Here is a 21914-nt window from a genome sequence, read left to right as displayed (position 1 = left end):
CGAAAGCGGCGCTCGCACACCTGCCCGATGCGCCCCCTTCTCAATTCCCGCGCGACAGCCCTTTTCGGTCCTCGAACAACCGTACTTTAGGGCGGCGTTGTCCGGAATTGTCGACGGGCGTGTAACAGGGGTTAGGGGACCCTCGGTTGGCGGGAAATCATCGGCCATGACCCAGAACACCCCGCTCTCCCCCCTGTCTCCTCTGTTCCCGCGCCCCCTGCATCACCTCCAGGACGTGACGCATCGCGTCCTGTCCGCCGCCCAGCTCCGGGCGCGGGGCGTCTCCGCCGCGCAGACGTCCGCCCAGTGCCTGCCCGGCGGCTCCTGGCAGCACCTGCTGCCGGGGGTCTATCTGCTGCACCCGGAGCCCCCCAGCGACCAGGAGCGGCTGCGCGGCGCGCTGTTGTACGCGGGACGCCCGCCGGTCTCCTCCCGGCGCACTCCCCCGGAGCCGTCGGACGCGGGGTTCGGCGAGGCGATGGTGACCGGCCTGGCGGCGCTCGCCCTGTACGGCTTCGCCTCGGCGCCGGACCTGGCGGCGCTGCACCGCATCGACGTCCTGGTGCCGCGCACCCGGCGGCTGCGCTCGACCCGCTTCGTGGAGGTGGTGCGGGCCGCCGCGCCGCCCGCACCGGTGCGGCTGGCCGGGGTGCCCGTCGCCCCGGTGGAACGGGCGCTGGCGGACGCGGTGGCGGGGCTGGGCGACCCGGAGGACGTGCGCCGGCTGCTGACCGAGGCCGTGCGGGCCGGGCACAGCGAGCCGGCCGCCGTGGTGCGGGAGCTGAGCGTGGCCAAGCTGCTGGGGCGGCCTTCGGTGGTGGGCGCGGTGGAGGCGCTGCTGGCCGAGGGGCGGGCGGTGGCGGAGGCGCGGCTGTACGCGATGGTGCGCGAGCACGGGCTGCCGGAGCCCCTGTGGAACGTCGGCCTGCGGCTGCCGGGCGGACCGGAGCTGGGCGGGGTCGACGCGTACTGGCCGGATCAGGCCGTTGCCGTCGAGCTGGACACCCGGGCGCCCCGGTTCGGTGCGCCGGACGAGGGGCGGCGGTACGGGAACCGGGCCCCGGCGCACCCGGAGGAGCCGCAGTGGTCCGCGTACGCCGCCAAGCGGGACCATCTGGAGCGGCTGGGGGTCACGGTCGTCCACCTCACCCCGAGGAAGCTGCGAGAGGCGATGGACCAGCAGGCCACGGTGGTGCGGACTGCGCTGATGGCGGCGGACGACCGGGAGCCGGCCGCGTATCTGGTGGTGCTGCCGCGCTGAGCCGGAGCCGTAGCGTCCGCTGGTGCCACTGGTCCGGACCACAGGCTCTGGACCGGCTCTCCGGCGTACGCTTTCGCCTCATTCATCCCTCATGACGCATCGCCCCCAGTGGCGGATCTATGCCATGCACCTGTCTCGTCTCCGTCAACTCTCCACAAACCCCTGTCATTTACGACAGGCTGAGCGGTCATCCGGTACCGAATTCCGGACTCTCTCTTTCAATTACAGGGATGCTGATGACCAAGGAATCCCCCAGCTCCATACCCGGGGCGAGACGCGCCGCTCGCATCGCGGCCGCTGCCGGCCTCGCGGTCGCACTCGCGGCCTCCAGCGCCTCGCCGGTGTTCGCCGCCGGCGACCCGGCACCGGCACCCGTCAAACCGGCCGCCACGAGCGACCGCGGCGACAAGCTCGGCACGGCAGACGCCGAGGTTCTGGCCAAGGCCGAGGCCAAGGGCGAGAAGAACGTCACGATGATGATCGCCACCACCCCGGGGGCGACCGAGCAGGTCACCGAGCAGCTGGACGCCGTCAAGGGCTCCGTGCTCGGCCAGACCTACGACAAGCTCGGCTACGTACGGGCGACCGTGCCGACCAGCACCGCCGAGACCACCATCGCGGCAGCCTCCAAGCTGAAGTCCGTCCTCGGCATCGATCTCAAGCAGGAGATCAAGCTGGACGACCCGACGCCCTCGGGCGACCGGGCCACGGGGGCCAAGCAGCTGAAGGCCTCGGGCAGTTACCCGGCGCCGGGCAAGAACACCCCGGCCACCAACCCGTACAACCCCTCCTTCGAGACGGGTGCGGTCGAGTTCGTCGAGAAGAACCCGACGGCCGACGGCCGCGGGATCACCATCGGTGTCCTGGACTCCGGTGTCGACCTCGGCCACCCGGCGCTGAAGAAGACCACCACAGGCGAGCGCAAGATCGTCGACTGGGTCACCGCGACCGACCCGGTGAACGACGGCGACGGCACCTGGCTGCAGATGTCCGCGACCGTCACCGGCCCGACGTTCACGTCCGGCGGCAAGACCTACTCGGCGCCGGCGGGCAGCTACAAGTTCGCCACCTTCGCCGAGTCGGCCACCACCGGCGGCGACATGGCGGGCGACCTCAACCGCGACGGTGACACCACCGACGTCTGGGGCGTGCTGTACGACGCGGTCAAGGGCACCATCCGGGTGGACCTGAACGCGAACGCGGACTTCTCCGACGACACGGCCCTCAAGCCGTACAAGGACAAGTTCCAGGTCGCGTACTTCGGTGAGGACGACCCGGCCACCAAGATCGTCGAGCGCATCCCGTTCGTCGTCGAGACCCGTAAGAACGTGGTCTACAACGCGGCGGGCGCCAAGGCCGACTACGTCAACATCGGCGTGATCGAGGGCTCGCACGGCACGCACGTCGCGGGCATCACCGCGGCCAACGGCCTGTTCGGCGGCAAGATGAACGGCGCGGCGCCCGGCGCCAAGGTCGTCTCCTCGCGCGCCTGCACCTGGTCCGGCGGCTGCACCAACATCGCGCTGACCGAGGGCATGATCGACCTCGTCGTCAACCGTGGTGTCGACATCGTCAACATGTCGATCGGCGGCCTGCCGCCGCTGAACGACGGCAACAACGCCCGCGCCGAGCTCTACAAGCGCCTCGTCGACATCTACGGCGTCCAGCTCGTGATCTCGGCCGGCAACAGCGGCCCGGGCCTCAACACCATCGGTGACCCGGCCCTGGCCGACCACGTCATCTCGGTGGGCGCGTCGATCTCCAAGGAGACGTGGGCCGCGAACTACGGCTCCAGCGTCACCAAGAAGTACGACCTGCTCCCCTTCTCCTCGCGCGGTCCGCGTGAGGACGGCGGCTTCACGCCGACCATCTCGGCCCCGGGTGCGGCGATCAACACCACCCAGACCTGGTTCGACGGCGGTCCGGTCAAGGAGGCGGGCTACGCCCTGCCGCCCGGCTACTCGATGCTGCAGGGCACCTCGATGGCCTCGCCGCAGGCCGCCGGTGCGGCGGCCCTGCTGCTCTCCGCCGCGAAGCAGAAGGACCTGGAGCTGCCCCCGGCCGACCTGCGGGTCGCGCTCACCAGCTCGGCGACCCACATCAAGGACGTGCCGGCGCACGCCCAGGGTTCCGGTCTGATCGACATCGTCGGCGCCTGGAAGCTCATCACCAAGAAGGGCAACCCGGCGCACGAGTACAAGGTGAAGGCCCCGGTCGACACCGCGATCGACTTCGCGCTCAAGGACCCGGGCTTCGGCACCGGCCTCTACGACCGTGAGGGCGGCCTCAAGGTCGGCGAGACGAAGGTCTACGAGATCACCGTCACCCGCACCACGGGCCCGGACCGCAGCGTCCAGCACAAGCTGTCGTGGAAGAACAACGACAAGACCTTCAAGCTGAGCAGCCCCGAGTACGTCTCGCTGCCGCTCGACACCCCGGTGAAGCTGAAGGTCACGGCGAAGGCCAAGACCGCGGGCGTGCACAGCGCCATCCTGGAGCTGGACGACAGCAAGACCAAGGGGATCGACCACCAGGTCCTCTCCACGGTCGTCGTCGCGCACCAGCTGAACCAGCCCACCTACGCGTTCAAGTCGTCGGGTTCGGTGCAGCGCAACGGCACCACCTCGTACTTCGTGAACGTGCCGGAGGGCGCCAAGACCCTTGAGGTCGCGCTCAGCGCGCTCCGCTCGGGCAGCCAGACCCGGTTCATTGCCCTGCACCCGTACGGGACGCCGGTCGACCCGACCTCCACGGTCAACTGCTACCCGAACTACGAGAACCCGGCCAACACCTGCCGCCCGGACACGCGGTCCTACAAGGACCCGCAGCCCGGCGTGTGGGAGATCGAGGTCGAGTCGCGCCGTACGTCGCCGCTGCTGGACAACCCGTTCAAGCTGGACGTCTCGCTGCTCGGTGCCACCTTCGACCCGGCGGTGCAGACCATCGCCGAGGCGAAGATCGGCACCCCCGCCGCGGTGAACTGGAAGGTCACCAACGGCGCGGCGGCTCTTGAGGGCAAGCTCAAGGGCGGCTCGCTCGGCTCGGCCAAGGTGGCCAAGCCGTCGATCTCCACGGGCCAGTCCCAGCAGACCACGGTCACCATCGGTGCGGGCGTCGAGAAGCTCGACTTCGCCATCGGCGGTACGTCGGACGCCAACGCCGACCTCGACCTGTACGTCTTCCGGGGCGCGGCCCAGGTCGGCAGCGGGACCACCGCCGGCTCCGAGGAGAAGGTCAGCCTGGTCAACCCGGCCGCCGGTACGTACACGGTCATCGTCGACGGCTACTCGGTTCCGTCCGGGTCGACCACCTACGACTACCGCGACGTGTACTACTCGGCCTCGCTCGGCACCCTGAAGGTCGACGCGTCGAAGTCCTACAACCTGGCGAACGGCGCTTCGGCGCAGGTCGGCGCCGAGGTCGTGGTCGCCGGTGCGGCTCCCGAGGGCCGGCAGTTCTTCGGTGAGGTCCAGCTGGTCAACGCGCGCGGCACCGCCGCGGGCACCGGCAGCGTCGTGATCGAGAAGGTCACGCCGTAACGGATCGCTCCTGAGGGACCCTGGCCGGTCCTGCTCCATGACCGGTCCTGATCCATCCTGACCGGCAGCGGGGCGGGCGCTCATCACGAGCTCCCGCCCCGCTGTCGTGCGTCCACCGTGCGTGTTCATCGTCACACCCGGTGCGGAGCCGCCGCAGATGTTCTCCTTGGCACGCACGGCCGATGCAGATTCTGCGGTCCTCGCGCGATGAGTCCGCAGGTCGGACAATGGATTGGACAAGCCGGGCCCGGCCATACGCATCATGGAGCGGCAAACGGGCCGCACGCACGTACAGCTCACGTACAGAGGAGTCCCAGTGAAGGTCGGAATCGTCGGCGCCACCGGTCAGGTCGGCACAGTCATGCTCAGGATCCTGGCCGAGCGGGACTTCCCGGTCGACGAGCTGCGGCTGTTCGCCTCCGCCCGGTCCGCAGGCTCCACGATCGACTGGAAGGGCTCCGGCGTCACCGTCGAGGACGCCTCCGCGGCCGACTACACCGGCCTGGACATCGTGCTCTTCTCCGCCGGCGGCGCGACCTCGAAGGCGCTGGCCGAGAAGGTCGCCGCCCAGGGCGCCGTGGTGATCGACAACTCCTCCGCCTGGCGCAAGGACCCCGAGGTCCCCCTCGTCGTCTCCGAGGTCAACCCGCACGCGGCCCGCGTCCGGCCCAAGGGGATCATCGCCAACCCGAACTGCACCACGATGGCCGCGATGCCCGTGCTGCGCCCGCTGCACGCCGAGGCCGGTCTCGAAGCGCTGACCGTCGCCACCTACCAGGCCGTCTCCGGTTCCGGGGTGGCCGGCGTCGCCGAGCTGCACGGCCAGGCCTCCAAGGTCGTCGCCGAGGCCGAGAAGCTGGCCCACGACGGCGAGGCCGTGGACTTCCCCGAGCCGGCCGTCTACAAGCGCCCCATCGCCTTCAACGTGCTGCCGCTGGCGGGCTCGATCGTGGACGACGGTTCGTTCGAGACGGACGAGGAGCAGAAGCTCCGCAACGAGTCCCGCAAGATCCTTGAGATCCCCGGGCTGAAGGTCTCCGGCACCTGCGTCCGGGTCCCGGTCTTCTCCGGCCACTCGCTCCAGATCAACGCCCGCTTCGCCCGCCCCATCGGCGTCGAGCGCGCCTACGAGCTGCTGAAGGACGCCGAGGGCGTCGAGCTCTCCGAGATCCCGACCCCGCTCCAGGCGGCGGGCAAGGACGCCTCCTTCGTGGGCCGCATCCGGGTCGACGAGACCGTCGACAACGGCCTCGCGCTCTTCGTCTCCAACGACAACCTCCGCAAGGGCGCGGCGCTGAACGCCGTCCAGATCGCGGAGCTGGTGGCGGCCGAGCTGAAGGGCTGACGCGCGACCCTTGTACGCGTACGGGAAGGGGCGGCCACCGGAGTCCGGTGGCCGCCCCTTCCGCGTGCCTGCCTCAGGGCCGCCGCACCTCGAAGTGGAAGCAGCCGTACTCCACCGCCCGTACGTGCACCAACGCCACCTCCGGGTCCGCGAACGCCTCGTCGAACGCCGCGTCGAAGCCCTTCTCCGCCTCGGCCGGGATCTCCAGCAGCCGGCCGCCGGTGATGTGCCCGCGCGCGTCGTAGCGGCGCACCGTGCGCAGTGCGCCGGGGCGCGAGAACGGGTAGCCCTGGTGCGCCGGGGCCGGGCCCGCGCACTCCTCGGCGTGGATGAAGACAGGGCCCTGCTCGTCGTACGCCCCCGGGGCCGCCCCCGTCTCGGCCGCCCAGCGACGCAGCGGGGCGTAGGAGACCAGGGCGATGCGCTCCCCCGGCTCGCTGCCGCGCAGGCAGCAGCGGAGGGGGGCGCCGGTCCCCGTCTCCGTGTACGGGGCGCAGGGGCGGCCCGCGTCGTCGGTGGCGCGGAGTTCGGCGAGGGCGGCGAGGGCGATGGGGCGGGGCTCGTATCCGGTCATGGTTCGAGCCTGTTCCCCGGAGCCGTCCGCGTCCGGCGGAAAACGGACATCGCATTGAGAGCGCGGCACGTGGAAGGATGACGGAAACGCCGCATATCAAGTCGCACACCTAGGAGATGACCGCGTGCCTGGCACGAATCTGACCCGCGAAGAGGCACAGGAGCGGGCGCGCCTGCTGACCGTGGACGCGTACGAGATCGATCTCGACCTCTCCGGAGCGCAGGAGGGCGGCACCTACAGGTCCGTGACCACCGTGCGCTTCGACTCCGCGGAGGCCGGTGCGGAGACCTTCATCGACCTGGTCGCCCCGGCCGTCCACGAGGCCGTGCTCAACGGTGAGGCGCTGGACGTCGCCGCCGTGTTCCGTGACTCCCGGATCGCCCTGGCCGGCCTGCGCGAGGGCGCGAACGAGCTGAAGGTCGTCGCGGACTGCGCGTACACCAACACCGGTGAGGGCCTGCACCGGTTCGTCGACCCGGTCGACGAGCAGGCCTATCTGTACACCCAGTTCGAGGTGCCGGACGCCCGCCGCGTCTTCGCCTCCTTCGAGCAGCCGGACCTGAAGGCCACGTTCCAGTTCACCGTGCAGGCCCCCGCCGGCTGGACGGTCATCTCGAACTCGCCGACGCCGGAGCCGAAGGACGACGTCTGGACGTTCGAGCCGACGCCGCGCATCTCCACGTACATCACGGCCCTCATCGTCGGCCCGTACCACTCGGTGCACAGCAGCTACGAGAAGGACGGCCAGTCCGTCCCGCTCGGCATCTACTGCCGCCCCTCGCTCGCGGAGTACCTGGACTCGGACGACATCTTCGCCGTCACCCGGCAGGGCTTCGAGTGGTTCCAGGAGAAGTTCGACTACGCTTACCCGTTCGCCAAGTACGACCAGCTCTTCGTCCCGGAGTTCAACGCGGGCGCGATGGAGAACGCGGGCGCGGTCACCATCCGCGACCAGTACGTCTTCCGCTCCAAGGTGACGGACGCGGCGTACGAGGTGCGGGCCGAGACGATTCTGCACGAGCTGGCCCACATGTGGTTCGGCGACCTCGTGACGATGGAGTGGTGGAACGACCTCTGGCTGAACGAGTCGTTCGCCACCTACACCTCGATCGCCTGCCAGGCGGACGCCGAGGGCTCGAAGTGGCCGCACTCCTGGACCACGTTCGCCAACTCCATGAAGACCTGGGCGTACCGGCAGGACCAGCTGCCCTCCACGCACCCGATCATGGCGGACATCGGGGACCTGGAGGACGTCCTCGTCAACTTCGACGGGATCACGTACGCGAAGGGCGCCTCGGTGCTCAAGCAGCTCGTGGCGTACGTCGGCAAGGACGCGTTCTTCCAGGGCGTGCAGGCGTACTTCAAGGCGCACGCCTTCGGCAACACCCGCCTCTCCGACCTGCTGGGCGCGCTGGAGAAGACCTCCGGCCGTGACCTGAAGACCTGGTCGAAGGCGTGGCTGGAGACGGCCGGCATCAACATCCTGCGCCCGGAGATCGAGACCGACGGGAACGGTCACGTCACCTCCTTCACCGTCCTCCAGGAGGCCCCGGCGCTGCCCGCCGGCGCCAAGGGCGAGCCGACGCTGCGCCCGCACCGGATCGCGGTCGGCTGCTACGACCTGAACGCGGACGGCAAGCTCGTCCGGACGGACCGGATCGAGCTGGACGTCGACGGCGAGCGCACCACCGTGCCGTTCCCGGAGAACACCGCCCGCCCGGCCGTCATCCTCCTGAACGACGACGACCTCTCGTACGCGAAGGTCCGCCTGGACGAGGAGTCGCTGCGGGTCGTCACCGAGCACCTGGGCGACTTCACCGAGTCGCTGCCGCGCGCCCTGTGCTGGGCCTCCGCCTGGGACATGACCCGCGACGGCGAGCTGCCGACCCGGGACTACCTGTCGCTGGTGCTCTCGGGCATCGGCAAGGAGTCGGACATCGGCGTCGTCCAGTCGCTGCACCGCCAGCTGAAGCTGGCCCTGGACCTGTACGCGGCCCCGCAGACCCGTGAGGCCGCGCTCAACCAGTGGACGGACGCCACGCTGGCGCACCTGCGGGCGGCGGAGCCGGGCAGCGACCACCAGCTGGCGTGGGCCCGCGCCTTCGCGGCGACGGCCCGCAACCCGCAGCAGCTGGACCTGCTCCAGTCGCTGCTGGACGGTACGGAGTCGATCGAGGGCCTGACCGTCGACACCGAGCTGCGCTGGACGTTCGTGCAGCGGCTGGCCGCGGTCGGTCTGCTGGACGAGGAGGAGATCGCCGCCGAGTACGAGCGTGACAGGACGGCGGCGGGCGAGCGCCACGCGGCCGTCGCGCGGGCCGCGCAGCCCTCGGAGGAGGCCAAGGCGGAGGCGTGGGCCTCGGTAGTGGAGTCGGGCAACCTGCCCAACGCGCTCCAGGAAGCGGTCATCAGCGGCTTCGTCCAGCCCGACCAGCGTGAGCTGCTGGCGCCGTACGTGGAGAAGTACTTCGCCTCGGTGAAGGGCGTCTCGGACTCGCGCAGCCACGAGATGGCCCAGCAGATCATCGTGGGCCTGTACCCGACGTTCCACGTCTCCCAGGAGACGCTGGACGCCACGGACGCGTGGCTGGACTCGGCCGAGCCGAGCGCGGCTCTGCGCCGGCTGATGTCGGAGTCGCGGGCGGGCGTGGAGCGCGCCCTGAAGGCCCAGGCGGCGGACGCGGCGGCGGCCACCGCGTAACGCACCACCCGGGGGCGTCCTCTCCGCTGCGGCGGCGGGGGCGCCCCCTTGGCGTACGCCCGCGTTTGTCCTACGCCCGCGCGTTTGCCGTACGCCCCCGCGCGGGGTGGTCTCCCGTGGCCTAGCGTCCGAAGGGTCGTCGCAGGATGCTTCGGTCGCAGGCCACGGGAGGGTCGATGCCCGGCTTCGCCGCTGTGCCGGCCGCGCTGGCTCTCTGCGCGGGGCTGCTGGCGGGTCCGGCCGCCCCGGAGGCCGGGCGGCCGGACTGCCGGGCCGGTCCGGCGGACTGCTACGGCCTCTATACGTACGGATACAGCCTCGGGCTGCACCCGTTCACCGGCGCGCACGCGGTCCGGAAGCAGCTGACGGACCACTTCTGGCTCTTCCCGGTCAGCGGCGCCTGCCCGAGCCGGATCCGGGCCGGGGCGCGCTGCGAGCTGCTGGGCGGGAACCCGGTCGAGGTCGAGTACATCGGGAACGACTTCTTCCAGATCAACACGTTGCCGGGGCACCAGCTGGGCCGGGGCATGCACATCCGCTTCGCGTTCTCGCGGACCCTCGGATTCCACACCCTGACCGTCCGCGCCTGGCAGGACCGGCCCACCGACTGCACGGACGAGGCGTTCTGCACCACCGTGAACAGCGCGTTCGCCTGGGTGACCTGGCGGGTGCTGGCGCAGACGCTGCGGTTCTCCGCGTACGCCGCCTGAGCCGAGGGGCCGTTGGAATCCGCCCGGCGGGCGGGCGCAGGAGCGCAGCCGTCCGCCGGGCGGGAACTGGGGGGCGGTGCTTTACGGGGGCTACGGGGGGTTACGCGCCCGACTCCTCGTAGCGGCGGGCGAGCGCGGCCGTGCCGGACTCCGTGAAGCTGCCGTGCAGCCGCATCCGGGCCACCCCGCCGTCGGGGAAGGCGTCCAGGCGGACGTGGGTGACGACGGCCTGGGCGCGGAGCACGAAGCGGTGCGGGGTGTCGGGCTGGAGGCGGGTGCGCGGGACGATCTCGAACCACTCGCCGGTGTCGCCGTTACGGCCCTGGAGGGCGATCCAGCCGGCGGAGTTGCCCTTGAGGTAGGCGGTGTCGATCTCGACCGCGCGGACGGCGCCCTGGGCGGGGAGGCGGAAGCGGACCCAGTCGTTGGTGTCGCGGACCCGGCGGCGGCGGTTCTCCCAGCCGTCGTCCATCTTGCGGGAGGTGCCCGGCAGGATGATCTGGGTGGGCGAGGAGTAGAAGCGGTCGGAGGCGTCCTCGTACGTACCGCCGTTGAGCACCGAGATCAGGTCGACCGTGGAGAGCGCCGCGATCCAGGCCGGGTCCGGGACGACCTCGCCGTGCACGCGGAGGCGGGCTATGCCGCCGTCGGGGTGCTGACAGAGGCGGAGGTGGGTGTAGCGGCGGCCGCCGGTGATCTCGAAGGCGTTGGCCGCATGGCCGCGTACGGGGGTGGGCGGAAGGATCTCCTCCCACTTCACGTCGCCGGCGAGCAGCTCTTCGGGGCTCGGGGCGCCTTCGACGGCGGTGGCCTGCACCGATACGCGCTGGGGGTAGTTGCCGCGGAAGTGCGCGGTGTCCACGACCAGGCCGCGCACGATGCCGGGGGCGCCGAGACGGACGATCGCCCAGTCGTGGTCCTCGGGGGCCGGGAAGGGGTGGGAGGCGTCGGCGCCGCGACGGCGGCGGGTCTCCCAGCCGTCCATGATCTTGCCCTTGTGGCCGAAGTGCTCGGGGTCGAAGACGGCGCGTTCGCGCAGGAGGAGGTTCTCGCGCTGGGCGAAGAACTCGTCGTTGGCGGCGATCACGCCCGCGCCGAGGCGGCGGTCGGCGAGGTCGACGAGTTCGGTGAAGGGGAGGTCGCCCGCCTCGCGGTAGTCGGCGTACGGGTCGCCGCCGCCATAGGGCGCGGCGTCATTGGCGTGGGGATCGGTGTCGGAGTTCTGGAATGTGGTCTCGCTCGCGTCGAAGGTCATGCCCTTACCTTCGCGCCACCGGACCCATCAGGTCCATCGAAAGTTTTCGCAGATACCATTCAGCTCAACTGAACGATGCCGCGATGTCCGTGAGTGCTTTGAGCACCCGGGCCACCGCCGGGCCCGTCTCCGCCCCGTGCCGGACCGCCGCCACCACATGGCGGCGCGGCCGGTCCGCCTCCAGAACCCGCATCACCACGCCCTCGCGGCGCTGCTCCCGGGAGGCCATCCGGGGGACGAGGGCGACGCCCATGCCCGCCTCGACCAGGGCGAGGATCGCGGTCCAGCCGGCGGCGCTGTGGGCCTGCTCGGGGACGAAACCCGCCGTCTCGCAGGCGGCCGTGGTGATCTCGGACCAGGGGCCCGAGCCGCCGAAGATCCAGCGGTCGGCAGCCAGGTCCGCGAGGCGCAGCGCGGGCGCGTCGGCCAGGGGATGGCCGGCGGGGAGCGCCACGTCCAGCGGGTCGGCCAGCAGCGGGAAGACGGAGAAGCGGGGATCGCGCGCGGTCGGGGCGTGGGCGGCCAGCGACAGGGCCAGGTCGACCTCGCCGGCGGTGAGCAGCTCGTAAGCCTGGGCGGCCTCGGCCTCCCGTACGCGTACGTCGGGTCCCGGGCGGTCCTCGGCGCGCAGGAGCCTCACGGCGGGGACGACGAGGGCGGGTACGGCGGTGGAGAACGCGCCGACCCTGACCTCGCCCGCCTCGCCGCGCAGATAGCCGGTGAGTTCGGCGTCAGCCCGCTCCAGCTGGGCGAAGACCGCCTCGGCGTGGCGCAGGACGAGGTGGGCGGCATCGGTGAGGCGGACCCGGCGGCCCTGGGGTTCCAGGAGCTCCACGCCGAGCTGTCTGGCCAGGTTGGTGAGCTGCTGGGAGACGGCGGAGGGGGTCATCAGGAGCGCCTCGGCGGTCGCCGTCACCGTGCCGCGGTCCCGCAGGGTGCGCAGGATGCGGAGCTTCTTGACGTCCCACTCGGTCATGGCCGCAACCTACCGGGGTGCCTTCCCCCGCCGGACGTGCGGATGCGCCGCGCGGTAGCTCCCACCGGCGGCGCACCCTTCGTACGTGTGCGGGTCAGACCTGCTTCTTGGACTTGTCCAGGACCATGACCAGGGCCGTGATCACCAGGAACAGGGCGATGGGCGCGATGACGTAGAGACCGATGGTCTCCATCGCGCTGAGGCCCGGACCCGGGTCGTCACCGTCGTCGGGCGTGAGCGCGAGTGCCGGGGCCGACATGAGCAGCATCATCAGCGTCGTCCCGGCCGCAACGACGCCGGCGCGCTTAGCGTTCTTCTTGTCCACGGTGCCAACGTAGCGAACGCCTAGGCGGGGCGCTCGCCCGGGGGTGCCGTACGGGCCCTCCCGGGCCGCAGGACGTCCATCAGTCCGTGCAGCCGGGGCGAGGCGGCGATCTCCTCCAGGGTGACGGGGTGGCCCTCCGCGTCGGCGACGGGCAGCCGCCAGTTGGGGTACTGGTCCCAGGTGCCGGGGAGGTTCTGCGGGCGGCGGTCGCCGACGGTGTCGGGGAGCCAGACGCCGGTCATCCGGGCGGGGGTGGCGAGCAGGAAGCGGTGGACGGCGCGGACGGCCGCCTCCTCGTTGCCGTCGCCCTCGGGGAGCATCCGCAGCCGGGCGAGGAGGGCGAGCCATTCGGCGGTGGAGGTGACGTCCTCGGTGAGCTCCTCGTCCAGGGGGCGGGTGAGCAGGCCGAGGCGGTGGCGGAGCGTCACATGATCGCCGGTCAGCCGGGCGGCGGTGGAGGGCAGGTCGTGGGTGGTGGCGGTGGCGAGGCAGTCGCGCCGCCACTTCTCGGGGGCCAGCGGGCGGCCGTCGCCGTCCCAGTCGCGCTCGAACCAGAGGACGGAGGTGCCGAGGACCCCGCGCCGGGCGAGCGCCTCGCGGACGCCGGGCTCGACGGTGCCGAGGTCCTCGCCGACGACGACGGACCCGGCGCGGTGGGCCTCCAGGACGAGGACGGCGAGCATGGCCTCGGCGTCCTGGGCGACGTACGTACCGTCGGTGGGCGGGCGGCCCTCGGGCACCCACCAGAGCCGGAAGAGGCCCATGACGTGGTCGATGCGCAGGGCGCCCGCGTGGGCCAGCAGGCCGCGCAGCAGGCCCCGGAAGGCGGCGTAACCGGTGGCGGCGAGGACATCGGGGCGCCAGGGCGGCAGGCCCCAGTCCTGGCCGCGCGCGTTGAAGGCGTCCGGGGGCGCGCCGACGGACATGCCGTGGGCGAAGGCGTCCTGCTGGGCCCAGGTGTCGGCCCCCGCCGGGTGCACGCCGACAGCCAGGTCGTGGACGATCCCGATCTCCATCCCGGCGTCCTCGGCGGCCCGCTGGGCGTCGGCGAGCTGGGTGGCGGTCAGCCAGGCGAGGCGGCAGTGGAGGTCGACCCGGTCCAGCAGCTCGGCGCGGGCGCGGGCGGTCCCCGGGGAGCGGGGGTCTCGCAGGGGCTCGGGCCAGCTGTGCCAGTCGGGGCCGTGCACCTCGGCGAGCGCGCACCACAGGGCGTGGTCCTCCAGGGCCTGGCCCTGTTCGGCGAGGAAGTCGCAGTAGGCGGCGCGGCGGCCGGGGGTGAGGGGCACCTCGGCGATCAGCTCCAGGGCCTGCCGCTTCAGCTCCCAGACGGCGTCCCGGTCGATCAGCGCCCCCTTGTTGAGCACGGCCTCGCTGAGCGCCGCCGCGTCCTGGCGGAGGTCGTCCAGGGTTGCCCGGTCGTGGACGTGCCCGTACTCCGGGACCGACTCGACGTGCAGGTGCACGGGGTCGGGGAAGCGGCGCGAGGAGGGCCGGTAGGGGGAGGGGTCGGCGGGCTTCCCGGGAACGGCCGCGTGCAGCGGGTTGACCTGGACGAACCCGGAGCCGAGGGTGCGCCCGGACCAGGCGGCGAGGTCGGCCAGGTCGCCGAGGTCGCCCATGCCCCAGGAGCGGGCGGAGAGCAGGGAGTAGAGCTGGACCAGGAAGCCGTGGGTGCGCCCGGGCGGCTGCGGGACCCGGGCCGGGGCGACGACGAGGGTGGCGGTGGCCTCGTGGTGGTCGGGCGCGCGGACGTGGAGGCGGTGGACGCCGTAGGGGGGCTCGGTCCATCCGGCGGGGGCGGTGGGCCGGGGCTCACCCGGCTCCGTGACCGCATCGGCGGCCTCCGGGACCTTCCAGGACGAGGCGGTCTCCGGCACCGTCCAGGTGAGGGCGGGCACCGGCGGCCCGCCGGCCTGCTCCGGCTCGACCGTGACGGCCGAGCCGGGCGGCAGCCCGGTGAGCGCGGGCGGCAGCGGCTCACCGGCCCAGACCACCACGGTGGGCGGCAGCAGGCGTGAGCGCGCCTGAGCCGCGGCGAGTGACCTCCGTACGTCCTCCGGGGTGCCGGCGTCCACGCCCAGCGCGGCGAGCACGGCGATGACCGTGTCGTCGGGGACGGACACCGTGACATCCGGGGACGGGGAGTAGGAGGTGGCGACACCGTGCAGTGCGGCGAGCCGGGACAAGCCCATTCAGACTCCTGGGAACTCCATGCCCCCTGCGGTGCCGGGTGCGGTCGGCTCGCTGGTCAGAGGGGCGACGGCGGCGAGCGGAGGCTCGCTCGTGAGCGGGGTGGCATCGGCGAGCGGGGGCTCGCTGGTCAGCGGTGCGGCATCGGCGAACGAGGATTCGCCGAGCAGGAGGGAGATGTCGGCGAGCGGCGGCCCGCTGATCAGGTGGGCGACATCGGCGAGGGGAAGTCCGCTGGTCAGCGGCGCGGGGTCGGCTTGGGCGGGTACCTGTTTGGAGAGGGCGGAGAGCAGAAGCTGCGCGGCTGCGGGCATGGTGGCCTCCTGGCCATGGAGAACAGGACACAGCAGGCCTACCCAGGCCTCGCGTGCGCAGACCTGGACGTGACACACACGTCATCTCCAGGCAGTTACCACGCACGCATCAGGACAACGAGCCCAACGTGCCGTGGGTCACATTCCGTTCCCCCGTACGGCAGGTATGGGCCGTTTTCAGCCAATCCCGTCAGTCGCACCCGCCCCACCAGGCACGAAGGTGCCACTATTCCCGGCAAATCCGACAGAACCGCCACGCGCATTGACACCCTCGCGCACGGGTGGTGGGCTCGGACCCCACTCAGGCCTTTCGAGGGAGCGCGACGTGCGGTTCGGGCGCAGGAAGCAGGCCACGGCCGTGGCCGTCGCCGTGATCGGTGGGCTGCTGAGCCCCTTCGCACCGGCCGCGACCGCCGCCCCCGCCGACCCCGGCAAACCCCCCGCCACCTCGCCCGACCGCGCCGACAGCGCGCAGCCGCCCGCCGTGTGGCCCCGGCCCCAGAGCATCAAGGCCACCGGACCCGCCCTGCCGCTCGGCGCCGAGGCCACCGTCCTCGCCGCGCCGGACGCCGATCCGTACGCCGTGGCGGAGCTCCGCTCCCTGCTGCGCACCGCCGGGGTCCGGACCCTGCACGAGAGCCTGCCCGGCCGCGGGCCGCTGATCCGGATCGGCGGCACGGGCGCCGGCGAGGCGCTGCGGGCGCTGCGCGCACCCGACCGCGCCGACCTGCCCACCGGCGGCTACCGGATCGCGTCCGGCCAGGTCGCCGGGCGCGCCACCGTGGCCCTGGACGGGCTCGGCGAGGACGGCCTGTTCCACGCGGTCCAGACCCTGCGGCAGCTGGTGAGCGGCGGTGCGGTGGCCGGGGTCGTGGTGCGGGACTGGCCGGGCACGGCCGTGCGCGGCATGGCCGAGGGGTTCTACGGACAGCCCTGGACCCAGGAGGAGCGGCTTGCGCAGCTCGCCTTCATGGGCCGCACCAAGCAGAACCGGTACCTCTACGCGGCGGGCGACGACCCCTACCGGCTGGCCCGGTGGCGTGAGCCGTACCCGGCCGAGAGGCGGGCCGACTTCCGGGCGCTGGCGCAGAAGGCCGAGGCCGAGCATGTGACGCTCGGCTGGGCCCTCTCGCCGGGGCAGGCCATGTGCATGGCCTCCGACCAGGACGTCCGGGCGCTGACGAAGAAGATCGACGCGATGTGGGCGCTGGGGGTGCGGGTCTTCCAGCTCCAGTTCCAGGACGTCAGCTACAGCGAGTGGCACTGCGACCTGGACGCCGAGACGTTCGGCAGCGGCCCCAAGGCGGCGGCCCGCGCGCAGGCACGGGTGGCCGGGGCGGTCGCCCGGCATCTGGAGGAGCGCCATCCGGGCGGGGCGCCGCTGTCGGTGCTGCCGACGGAGTTCTACCAGGACGGGGCGACCGACTACCGCACGGCGCTCGCCGCCGAGCTGGACGACCGGGTGCAGGTGGCCTGGACCGGCGTCGGGGTCGTACCGAAGAAGATCACCGGGCGTGAGCTGGCCGGGGCGCGGGCCGCGTTCCGGCACCCGCTGGTGACGATGGACAACTACCCGGTCAACGACTACGCCCAGGACCGGATCTTCCTGGGGCCGTACACCGGCCGGGACCCGGCGGTGGCGAGCGGTTCGGCGGCGCTGCTGGCCAACGCGATGGAGCAGGCCTCCGCCTCCCGCATCCCGCTGTTCACCGCGGCCGACTTCGCCTGGAACCCGAAGGGGTACCGCGCGGACGAGTCCTGGCAGGCGGCGATCGACGATCTGGCGGGCGGTGACGCGGGGGCCCGGGAGGCGCTGCGGGCGCTGGCGGGCAACAGTGCGGACTCGGTGCTCGGCTCGGCGGAGTCCGCCTATCTGCAGCCCCTGTTCGCCGCGTTCTGGCAGTCTCGGGCAGCCGCCGCTCCGGTACGTGACCGGGCGGCGCGCGACCTGCGGACGGCCTTCACCGTGATGCGGCAGACCCCCGACCGGCTCGCCACCCCCGCCGAGGGGCGGCTGGCCGACGAGGTGCGCCCGTGGACCGAGCAGCTGGCCCGCTACGGCCACGCCGGTGAGCTCGCCGTGGACCTGCTCCAGTCCCAGGCGGGCGGTGACGGGGCGGGCGCCTGGCGGGCGCAGCTGGCCCTGGAGTCGCTGCGGGAGGAGATCGCGGCGGGGAAGGCCACGGTCGGCAAGGGCGTGCTCGATCCCTTCCTGGACCGGGCCGAGAAGGCGGCCGACGGCTGGAACGGCGTCGACCGCACCAGCGGCCGGGTCACCAAGGACACGCACAGCTATACGGTGCGGCTGGAGCGGGCCCGCCCGGTGGAGGCCGTGACGGCGCTCGCCGAGCCCTCCTCCGACCTGACCGGCGCGGTCGTCGAGGCCCATGTGCCGGGCGAGGGCTGGCGGCCGCTGGGGCAGCTGTCACCGACCGGCTGGACCCAGACCGCGGCGAAGGGGCTGCGTGCCGACGCCGTACGGGTCACGGTGCCCGAGGCCGCCCGGACCACTCCCCCGTCCTATCTGAGCCCCAGCCTGCCGCCGGCCCCGGCGGTCCCGGCGGGCACCCCGCGGCTGCGCGCCCTGGTGCCGTGGTTCGGGGACGAGCCGGACGCCGTGCTCGACCTGGCGCACGGCGAGACGGACGCGGAGATCGGCGGCGGGCCGAAGCGGGTCGCGGCGCGGCTGGCGGGGCGGCGTCCGGCCGAGGTGAAGGGCGCGCTGACCGCGAAGGCCCCCAAGGGCATCGAGGTGCGGGTCCCGAAGCAGACGACGGTGCCGCGCGGATCCCGTACCGAGGTGCCGGTGGACATCACCGTTCCGGCGGACACTCCGGCGGGTGAGTACGAGGTGCCGCTGACCTTCGGCGGCCAGGAGTCCACCCTGACCGTGCGGGCCTTCCCGCGTACGGGCGGCCCGGATCTGGTGCGTACGGCCAGGGCCTCCTCCTCCGCCGACGAGACCCCGGACTTCCCGGCGTCCGCCGCCTCGGACGGCGACCCGGAGACCCGGTGGTCCTCCCCGGTGGAGGACGGCGCGTGGTGGCAGGCCGAGCTTCCGCAGCCGGTGCGGCTGGGGCAGGTGGTGCTGTCCTGGCAGGACGCGTACGCCTCCGGCTACCGCATCCAGGTCTCCGCCGACGGCCGCACCTGGCGCACCGCGGCGACCGTCCGGGAGGGCCGGGGCGGGCGCGAGTCGGTGCGGATGGACGCGAAGGACACGCGCTTCGTCCGGGTGCAGGGCGACACCCGCGCGACCCAGTACGGCTACTCGCTCTGGTCGGTGGAGGCGTACGCGGTCGCGGAGTGACCCGTACAGCCGCTCACGACGGACGACGAAGGCCCGGTCTCAGGCGGAAACGCCGTCGATCCGGGCCATCACGTCGTCCGCGCCGAACGGTTGCAGATACGGCAGCCAGCGCGGGTCGCGGTGCCCGGTCCCGATGATCCGCCAGGCCAGGCCGGTCGGCGGGGCGGGCTGGTGACGCAGCCGCCAGCCGAGCTCGGGGAGGTGGCGGTCGGCCTTGACGTGGTTGCAGCGGCGGCAGGCCGCCACCACGTTGTCCCACGCGTGCTGTCCGCCGCGGCTGCGTGGAATGACGTGGTCGACGCTGGTCGCGGCGGCCCCGCAGTACATGCAGCGCCCCCCGTCCCGGGCGAACAGCGCCCGGCGCGTCAGGGGAACGGGCCCCCGGTAGGGGACCCGGACGAAACGCTTGAGCCGGACCACGCTGGGCGCGGGCACGGCACGGGTGGCACTGTGCAGGAAGGCGCCGGTCTCCTCCAGGCAGATCGCCTTGTTCTCGAGGACGAGGACGAGCGCGCGGCGGAGCGGTACGACGCCGAGCGGCTCGTACGACGCGTTGAGAACCAGGACGTGCGGCACGGTGGATGCCTCCTTGTACGCCGGCGGCGCGTGGCTCGCGCCGGGACGATCCGATCTCAGTCTCTCCTCATGCCTGGTCAAAGCGCCACCACGTACGGGTAACGGGCCGGGAGGATTTTTCTCACCCCCGGGCGCGGCGGGCGCCGGCCCGGCCCCGGAGGGCGGTCCTACCAGGACGGCCGCGCGCACTGTGCGATCGGCCACAGCGGACGTATCCCCAATGAGACGTGTCTCTCCCCCGAGGACGGCAACGATCCACTCCCCCGGCTTCGTTAGTGTTGTCGGTCAGCCGTCGTCCCTCTGGAGGTCCCCACCGTGCACCTGTCCGTCCTGTTGGCCGCAGCCCCGTCACCCGAGCCGGGCGGCTCGCTCGACGAAGCCGCCGAACAGGCCGGGAACGCGGCGGGGTGGGTCGAGGAGAACTGGTCCACCTGGCTGAGCACCGGTCTGCGGATCCTGCTGATCGTGGCGGTCGCGGTCACGCTGCGCTACCTGATCCGGCGCGCTCTGACCAATCTGATCGACCGGATGAACCGCAGCGCCCAGGCGGTGGAGGGCACCGCGCTGGGCGGTCTGCTGGTGAACGCCGAGCGCAGACGCCAGCGGTCGGAGGCGATCGGCTCGGTCCTGCGGTCGGTGGCCTCCTTCATGATCATGGGAACGGCCGTCCTGATGGTCCTGGGCGCCTTCAAGATCAATCTGGCGCCACTCCTCGCCTCCGCCGGTGTCGCCGGTGTGGCGCTCGGCTTCGGCGCCCGCAACCTGGTCACTGACTTCCTCTCCGGCGTCTTCATGATCCTGGAGGACCAGTACGGGGTCGGGGACACGATCGACGCCGGGGTGGCCTCCGGTGAGGTCATCGAGGTGGGCCTGCGCGTCACCAAGCTGCGCGGCGACAACGGCGAGATCTGGTACGTCCGCAACGGCGAGGTGAAGCGGATCGGCAACCTCAGCCAGGGCTGGTCCACCGCCGGGGTCGACGTCACGGTCCGCCCGACGGAGAAGCTGGAGCACGTCCGCGAGGCGATCACCTCGGCCGCCGAGACCATGGCGAAGGAAGAGCCCTGGTCGGAGCGGCTCTGGGGCCCGGTGGAGGTGCTCGGCCTGGACGCGGTCCTGCTGGACTCCATGACGGTCCGGGTCACCGCGAAGACGATGCCGGGCAAGGCGATCGGGGTGGAGCGCGAGCTGCGCTGGCGCATCAAGCAGGCGCTGGACGACGCGGGCATCCGGATGATCGGCGCGGTGCCGCTCCAGGCGGAGGCCGAGTCCGCGGCGGACCCGACGGCGGCGATGGCGGCCCCTTCGGCGTACGCGTCGGCTACCTCCCCGCAGTCGCTGGCGGCGACCCCGATACCGCCGCCGACGACGAACCTGAACAAGTAAGCCCTTTCCGCGACGCCCCCGGCCGCCCCTGGACCCCAGGAAGGCGGCCGGGGGCGTTTGCGTGCGAGGTAACACTTTGATTGCCGGAGAGGCGGTGCCCATTGACGCCCCGGTGACCTGCGTCTTACGGTCCTCCCAGAATAGGAAAGTTTCCTAACAGAGTCGACAAGGGTGGGTGCGTCCACGATGACGGGAACCACACCGGGCACCCCCCGGGTACTGCGGGCCATGAACGACCGGGCCGCCCTCGATCTGCTGCTGGAGCACGGCCCGCTCTCCCGCACCCGGATCGGCAAGCTGACGGGCCTGTCCAAGCCCACCGCCTCGCAGCTCCTGGCCCGGCTGGAGGCGGCCGGTCTGGTCGTCGCCACCGGGACCAGCGAGGGGCGCCCCGGGCCCAACGCGCAGCTCTACATGGTGAACGCGCGCGCCGCCCATGTGGCCGGGCTCGATGTGAACGAGCGGCGCATCGTCGCCGCCGTCGCGGACGTGACCGGCAGCACGGTCGGGCAGTTCGAGCTGGCGACTCCCGGCCGGCGTGCCGACAGCGTGGTGCGCCAGGTGGCCGACGCGCTGGACGGGGCGGTGAAGGAGGCCGGGCTCACCCGTGCCGACATCCACCGGGTCGTCATCGGCACCCCGGGCGCCTTCGACCCGAGCACCGGGCGGCTGCGGTACGCGTCGCACCTGCCCGGCTGGCACTCCCCCACCCTCCTGGACGAGCTGGCCGCGTACCTCCCGATGCCGGTGGAGTACGAGAACGACGTCAACCTGGTCGCCGTCGCCGAGCAGCGTCTCGGTGCGGCCCGCGGCCACGACGACTTCGTTCTGCTCTGGAACGAGGAGGGCCTGGGCGCCGCCCTCGTCATCAACGGGCGCCTGCACCGCGGCTTCACCGGCGGTGCGGGCGAGGTCGGCTTCCTGCCGGTGCCCGGGACCCCCCTCGTACGCCAGGTCGTCAAGGCCAACAGCGGCGGCTTCCAGGAGCTGGCGGGCGCCCAGTCGGTGCCCCGGCTCGCGAAGGCGCTCGGCATCGACACCCCGCAGCAGCCGTACGCGAAGGCCGCCGCCACCCTGCTGGAGCGGGCGGCCGCCGCGTACGAGCAGGACGAGGCGCTGACCGAGCTGCTGGGCCAGTACGCCCACCGGCTCGCCACCGGCCTCGCCTCCGTCACCGCCGTCCTGGACCCCGGGCTGATCGTGCTGTCCGGCTGTGCGGTCGTCGCGGGCGGCGAGGTCCTGCGCTCCCTGATCCAGTCCGAGCTGGCCGAGCTCGCCGCCTCCCGGCCCCGGCTGGTCGTCGGCGAGATCGACCGCACCCCCGTGCTGCGCGGCGCCCTGGAGAGGGCGCTCGCCGACACCCGCGACGAAGTGTTCGACACCTCGCGCTGACCCACCGATTCCCCCGTCCCTGCCCCCGTTTCCTCCCCCGCCCCTGTCGTCTGCTTCTCT

Annotated in this window: 15 protein-coding genes; 8 read left to right on the top strand and 7 right to left on the bottom strand. The window is 72.4% G+C overall.

Annotated features, from left to right (window positions below; translation table 11 throughout):
• Positions 1 to 166 precede the first annotated feature (166 nt).
• The 3 genes from ACK8N7_RS24790 (at position 167) to ACK8N7_RS24780 (ending at position 6145) form a co-directional block, all read left to right on the top strand.
• Entirely contained in the window at positions 167 to 1261 is a 1095-nt protein-coding gene (locus ACK8N7_RS24790; protein ID WP_500444183.1) for a hypothetical protein, read from the top strand.
• Positions 1262 to 1491: 230 nt separating this feature from the next.
• Complete coding sequence (locus tag ACK8N7_RS24785; RefSeq protein WP_500444182.1) at positions 1492 to 4800, top strand: S8 family serine peptidase; 3309 nt, start codon at positions 1492 to 1494, stop codon at positions 4798 to 4800.
• Positions 4801 to 5116: 316 nt separating this feature from the next.
• Complete coding sequence (locus ACK8N7_RS24780) at positions 5117 to 6145, top strand: aspartate-semialdehyde dehydrogenase (RefSeq protein ID WP_403208025.1); 1029 nt, start codon at positions 5117 to 5119, stop codon at positions 6143 to 6145.
• Positions 6146 to 6218: 73 nt separating this feature from the next.
• Here ACK8N7_RS24780 and ACK8N7_RS24775 read toward each other — a convergent pair whose 3' ends face one another.
• A complete protein-coding gene (locus ACK8N7_RS24775; RefSeq protein WP_500444181.1) occupies positions 6219 to 6719 on the bottom strand; it encodes a DUF1203 domain-containing protein in 501 nt (166 codons plus the stop codon).
• A gap of 124 nt (positions 6720 to 6843) precedes the next feature.
• On the opposite strand from ACK8N7_RS24775, the gene pepN reads away from it, so the two are divergent.
• On the top strand, positions 6844 to 9420 hold the full coding sequence (gene pepN / locus ACK8N7_RS24770) for an aminopeptidase N (RefSeq protein ID WP_500444180.1): 2577 nt from the start codon (positions 6844 to 6846) through the stop codon (positions 9418 to 9420).
• A gap of 176 nt (positions 9421 to 9596) precedes the next feature.
• The gene (locus ACK8N7_RS24765) at positions 9597 to 10130 is read left to right on the top strand and encodes a hypothetical protein (RefSeq protein WP_403208019.1); all 534 of its coding nucleotides are present in this window, start codon (positions 9597 to 9599) and stop codon (positions 10128 to 10130) included.
• A gap of 100 nt (positions 10131 to 10230) precedes the next feature.
• Here ACK8N7_RS24765 and alc read toward each other — a convergent pair whose 3' ends face one another.
• From alc to ACK8N7_RS24740, 5 genes are all read right to left on the bottom strand, one after another.
• The gene (gene alc / locus ACK8N7_RS24760; RefSeq protein ID WP_500444179.1) at positions 10231 to 11385 is read right to left on the bottom strand and encodes an allantoicase; all 1155 of its coding nucleotides are present in this window, start codon (positions 11383 to 11385) and stop codon (positions 10231 to 10233) included.
• Positions 11386 to 11449: 64 nt separating this feature from the next.
• On the bottom strand, positions 11450 to 12361 hold the full coding sequence (locus ACK8N7_RS24755) for a LysR family transcriptional regulator (protein ID WP_500444178.1): 912 nt from the start codon (positions 12359 to 12361) through the stop codon (positions 11450 to 11452).
• A gap of 94 nt (positions 12362 to 12455) precedes the next feature.
• Positions 12456 to 12686 (bottom strand): hypothetical protein, encoded by a 231-nt coding sequence (locus ACK8N7_RS24750; RefSeq protein ID WP_015608549.1) that lies wholly within the window; start codon positions 12684 to 12686, stop codon positions 12456 to 12458.
• Positions 12687 to 12706: 20 nt separating this feature from the next.
• Entirely contained in the window at positions 12707 to 14878 is a 2172-nt protein-coding gene (gene malQ / locus ACK8N7_RS24745; protein ID WP_500444177.1) for a 4-alpha-glucanotransferase, read from the bottom strand.
• Positions 14879 to 15190, bottom strand: coding sequence for a secreted protein (locus ACK8N7_RS24740; RefSeq protein WP_015608551.1), 312 nt, complete (start codon positions 15188 to 15190; stop codon positions 14879 to 14881). It lies immediately after the preceding gene.
• A 325-nt stretch (positions 15191 to 15515) separates the two neighbouring features.
• Here ACK8N7_RS24740 and ACK8N7_RS24735 point away from each other — a divergent pair, with 325 nt between their 5' ends.
• The gene (locus tag ACK8N7_RS24735; protein WP_403208010.1) at positions 15516 to 18500 is read left to right on the top strand and encodes a beta-N-acetylglucosaminidase domain-containing protein; all 2985 of its coding nucleotides are present in this window, start codon (positions 15516 to 15518) and stop codon (positions 18498 to 18500) included.
• Positions 18501 to 18539: 39 nt separating this feature from the next.
• Here ACK8N7_RS24735 and ACK8N7_RS24730 read toward each other — a convergent pair whose 3' ends face one another.
• On the bottom strand, positions 18540 to 19076 hold the full coding sequence (locus ACK8N7_RS24730; protein WP_031122726.1) for an HNH endonuclease: 537 nt from the start codon (positions 19074 to 19076) through the stop codon (positions 18540 to 18542).
• Positions 19077 to 19391: 315 nt separating this feature from the next.
• On the opposite strand from ACK8N7_RS24730, the gene ACK8N7_RS24725 reads away from it, so the two are divergent.
• Together ACK8N7_RS24725 and ACK8N7_RS24720 are read left to right on the top strand one after the other, a co-directional pair.
• Positions 19392 to 20462 (top strand): mechanosensitive ion channel family protein, encoded by a 1071-nt coding sequence (locus ACK8N7_RS24725; protein ID WP_403208008.1) that lies wholly within the window; start codon positions 19392 to 19394, stop codon positions 20460 to 20462.
• 186 nt (positions 20463 to 20648) lie between these two features.
• The gene (locus ACK8N7_RS24720; protein WP_403208006.1) at positions 20649 to 21854 is read left to right on the top strand and encodes an ROK family transcriptional regulator; all 1206 of its coding nucleotides are present in this window, start codon (positions 20649 to 20651) and stop codon (positions 21852 to 21854) included.
• The last annotated feature ends 60 nt before the right edge of the window (positions 21855 to 21914 follow it).

This window comes from Streptomyces griseobrunneus (assembly GCF_046713465.1).
GTDB classification, from domain to species: domain Bacteria; phylum Actinomycetota; class Actinomycetes; order Streptomycetales; family Streptomycetaceae; genus Streptomyces; species Streptomyces microflavus.
The sequence above is the reverse complement of the archived record's forward strand: the minus strand, read 5'-3'. Positions and strand labels throughout refer to the sequence as shown.

Bases quoted from the DNA above. Each gene is read 5' to 3' on its own strand.
- ACK8N7_RS24765 (WP_403208019.1), top strand. From the start codon at position 9,597: ATGCCCGGCTTCGCCGCTGTGCCGGCCGCGCTGGCTCTCTGCGCGGGG.
- ACK8N7_RS24790 (WP_500444183.1), top strand. From the start codon at position 167: ATGACCCAGAACACCCCGCTCTCCCCCCTGTCTCCTCTGTTCCCGCGC.
- malQ (WP_500444177.1), bottom strand. From the start codon at position 14,878: ATGGGCTTGTCCCGGCTCGCCGCACTGCACGGTGTCGCCACCTCCTAC.
- ACK8N7_RS24785 (WP_500444182.1), top strand. From the start codon at position 1,492: ATGCTGATGACCAAGGAATCCCCCAGCTCCATACCCGGGGCGAGACGC.
- ACK8N7_RS24740 (WP_015608551.1), bottom strand. From the start codon at position 15,190: ATGCCCGCAGCCGCGCAGCTTCTGCTCTCCGCCCTCTCCAAACAGGTA.
- ACK8N7_RS24755 (WP_500444178.1), bottom strand. From the start codon at position 12,361: ATGACCGAGTGGGACGTCAAGAAGCTCCGCATCCTGCGCACCCTGCGG.
- ACK8N7_RS24720 (WP_403208006.1), top strand. From the start codon at position 20,649: ATGACGGGAACCACACCGGGCACCCCCCGGGTACTGCGGGCCATGAAC.
- alc (WP_500444179.1), bottom strand. From the start codon at position 11,385: ATGACCTTCGACGCGAGCGAGACCACATTCCAGAACTCCGACACCGAT.
- ACK8N7_RS24775 (WP_500444181.1), bottom strand. From the start codon at position 6,719: ATGACCGGATACGAGCCCCGCCCCATCGCCCTCGCCGCCCTCGCCGAA.